This is a genomic window from Microbacterium sp. (genome assembly GCF_035687345.1).
Taxonomy (GTDB): domain Bacteria; phylum Actinomycetota; class Actinomycetes; order Actinomycetales; family Microbacteriaceae; genus Microbacterium.
Window position 1 is genome coordinate 1 of the sequence record NZ_DASRXZ010000066.1, and the last position, 3,100, is coordinate 3,100.

Annotated in this window: 2 protein-coding genes; both read right to left on the reverse strand. The window is 70.0% G+C overall.

Annotated elements, in window-relative coordinates; genetic code table 11:
* Positions 1–204: 204 nt before the first annotated feature.
* A complete protein-coding gene (gene dinB / locus VFF97_RS07935) occupies positions 205–1,470 on the reverse strand; it encodes a DNA polymerase IV (protein WP_325032953.1) in 1,266 nt (421 codons plus the stop codon).
* 34 nt (positions 1,471–1,504) lie between these two features.
* The gene (gene gatB, locus VFF97_RS07940) at positions 1,505–3,019 is read right to left on the reverse strand and encodes an Asp-tRNA(Asn)/Glu-tRNA(Gln) amidotransferase subunit GatB (RefSeq protein WP_325032954.1); all 1,515 of its coding nucleotides are present in this window, start codon (positions 3,017–3,019) and stop codon (positions 1,505–1,507) included.
* Positions 3,020–3,100 lie beyond the last annotated feature (81 nt).

A 3,100-nucleotide genomic window follows, 5' to 3' on the forward strand; every position in this document is an offset into this window, starting at 1 on the left:
AACCGCCGCCGAATCCTGACCACGTCAGTGCGACGGGGATCATCCGGACGCCGTCGACCTCCACTTCCTCGCCGTAGGCGCTCTTCACGCCGAACGACGCGGACTGCTTGCCGAGCTCGAGTGCGATGTTGGGCATGCCCCCACGGTACCGGGCGCCGGTGGTCCGTGACGAGGGGTTGCTCCTGTCGAGCGGACCCGTAGGCGTCACTCGACCCCGAGGCTGCCCGGGTCGTGGTGGGAGGGCAGCCCCGCACCGCCGCGGGCGCGCCCGAGCAGGTTCGCACGCGTGATCACGCCGCGCCCGAACTTCTCCGTCGCGCCGTCGAGGGCGCCCTCGACACGGCGCCAGTCCTCATCGTCATCCCACAGACCGAGGGCGGTCGACCCCGCGTGGCGGAGCTTCTCGGCGCGCACTCCGACGAGCCGGATCGCCATGACCCGATCGACCGCATCGAACAGCTCGAGGGCGGCGTCGCCGATGCGCTGACTGACCGACGTCGGCTCGGGCAGTGTGTGCGATCGGGTGATCGTCGTGAAGTCGGCGAACCGCACCTTGATCGAGATGGTCGACGCCTCCCACCCGTTGCTGCGCAGGCGCCGGCCGACGCGATCCGCGAGACGCCGGAGCTCGCTCTTCAGCACAGCCGTGTCGCTGATGTCGGTGTGGAAGGTCTCCTCGTGTCCGACGCTCTTCTCGACCCGCTCGGTTTCGACGCCGCGCGGGTCGATCCCCCGCGCGAGGTGCCAGACGCGCTCCGCCATCGCGTGTCCGAGCGCCCGCTCGAGCACCGGCACCGGGCTGTCGATGACGTCGGAGACGGTGTGGATGCCGCGGTTCGCGAGCGCCTCGCCCGCCTTGGGTCCGATGCCCCACAACGCGCGCACGGGCTGCCTGCGCAGGAAGTCCTGCGTGTCGGCCTCGGCGACGATCAGGAGCCCGTCGGGCTTCGCGAGTGTCGACGCCATCTTCGCGACGTGCTTGGTCGCGGCGACGCCGACCGAGCACGTGAGCCCTGTTTCGTCGCGCACGCGCGAGCGAATCATGCGCGCGATCCGGCCGGGACTCCCCCACAGCCGACGCGCACCGCGCACGTCGAGGAACGCTTCGTCGATCGACAGCGGTTCGACGATGGGCGTGAAGTCGTGGAAGATCCGCATGACCTTCTCCGACTCCTCGAGGAACCGCTCGAAGTCCGGATGCACCACGACCGCCGTCGGGCACAGAGTCAGCGCTTGGCGCACCGGCATCGCCGAGCGGACACCGTAGCGCCGCGCCTCGTACGACGCGCTCGACACGACACCGCGACCCTCGGCAGCGCCGACGATGATCGGCTTGCCCGCGAGCGACGGGTCGTCGAGCACCGCGACGGCCGCGTAGAACGCGTCCATGTCGACGTGGAGGATGCCCGTGCCGGTGTCGTCCGCGTCATCCGGCGAGACGACACGACCGGTTCCATCGCCGCGTCCCATGGCTCAATTGTCGGCGTCACCGCCGACACGTCCGCTACTGCGCGGCACGCTCGAGGATGAGCTCGCGGACGCGCGCGGCATCCGCCTGACCCTTCATCGCCTTCATGACCGCGCCGATGATCGCACCCGCGGCCTGCACCTTGCCGTCGCGGATCTTCTCGAGCACGTCGGGCTGCGACGCGAGCGCCTCGTCGATCGCGGCGAGGAGTGCCGTGTCGTCGGAGACGACCGCCAGTCCGCGCGCGTCGACCACCTGCTGCGGCGACCCCTCTCCCGCGATGACCCCTTCGAGCACCTGGCGCGCGAGCTTGTCGGTGAGCGTTCCCTCGTCGACGAGGCCCTGCAGCTCCGCCACGTGGGTCGGCGTCACGAGCTCGACCGGCTCGCGGCCCTGCGCGTTCGCGATGCGGGTGATCTCACCCGTCCACCACTTGCGTGCCGCCGCCGGCGCAGCGCCCGCCGCGATCGTCGCCTCGACCTCGGCGAGGAGGCCGCCGTTGACGACGTCCTGGAACTCGAGGTCGGTGAAGCCCCACTCCGCCTTGAGCCGGCGACGGTGCGCCGCGGGCGGCTCGGGCAGAGCCGCGCGCAGCTCGTCGACCAGCTCCGGGGAGGGCTCGACCGGCAGCAGGTCGGGCTCCGGGAAGTAGCGGTAGTCGTCGGCATCCGACTTCGGGCGACCCGGCGAGGTCGTGCCGGTGTCTTCGTGCCAGTGCCGGGTCTCCTGCGTGATCGTGCCGCCTGCCGCGAGGATCGCCGCCTGGCGCTGGATCTCGTACCGCACGGCGCGCTCGACGGAGCGCATCGAGTTGACGTTCTTCGTCTCGGTGCGGATGCCGAGCTTCTCCTGGCCGCGCGGACGCAGCGACACGTTCGCATCGCAGCGAAGGTTTCCGCGCTCCATGCGCGCCTCGGAGATGCCGAGGGCGATGACGATGTCGCGGATCGTCTGCACGTACGCCTTCGCGATCTCGGGTGCGCGGTGCTCGGCGCCGAAGATCGGCTTGGTGACGATCTCGACGAGCGGCACGCCCGCACGGTTGTAGTCGACGAGCGAGTACTCGGCGCCGTGGATGCGGCCGGTCGCCCCACCCATGTGGGTGAGCTTGCCGGCGTCCTCCTCCATGTGGGCGCGCTCGATGGGCACCGAGACGATCGTGCCGTCGGAGAGCTCGACATCGACCTGGCCGTCGAACGCGATCGGCTCGTCGTATTGCGAGATCTGGTAGTTCTTGCCGAGATCGGGGTAGAAGTAGTTCTTCCGCGCGAACCGGCTCGAGGGTGCGATCGAGCAGCCGAGCGCGAGGCCGAGGCTGATCGAGTAGCGCACGGCGGTCTCGTTCACGACGGGGAGCGAGCCCGGAAGACCCATGTCGACGGGCGCCACGAGCGTGTTCGGCTCCGCTCCATGGTTCGCCGAGTTCGCGGGGTTGGCCGCGCGCGAGAACATCTTCGTCTCGGTGTTCAGCTCGACGTGCACCTCGAATCCGAGCACCGGCTCGAACAGCTCGAGGGCCTCGTCGAAGTCCATCAGCTTGTCCTTGGCCATCAGCGGGCACCTCCGGTCGGTCCCTGGGCTTGTCCCGTCGATCCGTGAGCTCGTCCCGTCGGTCCCTGAGCCTGTCCGGTC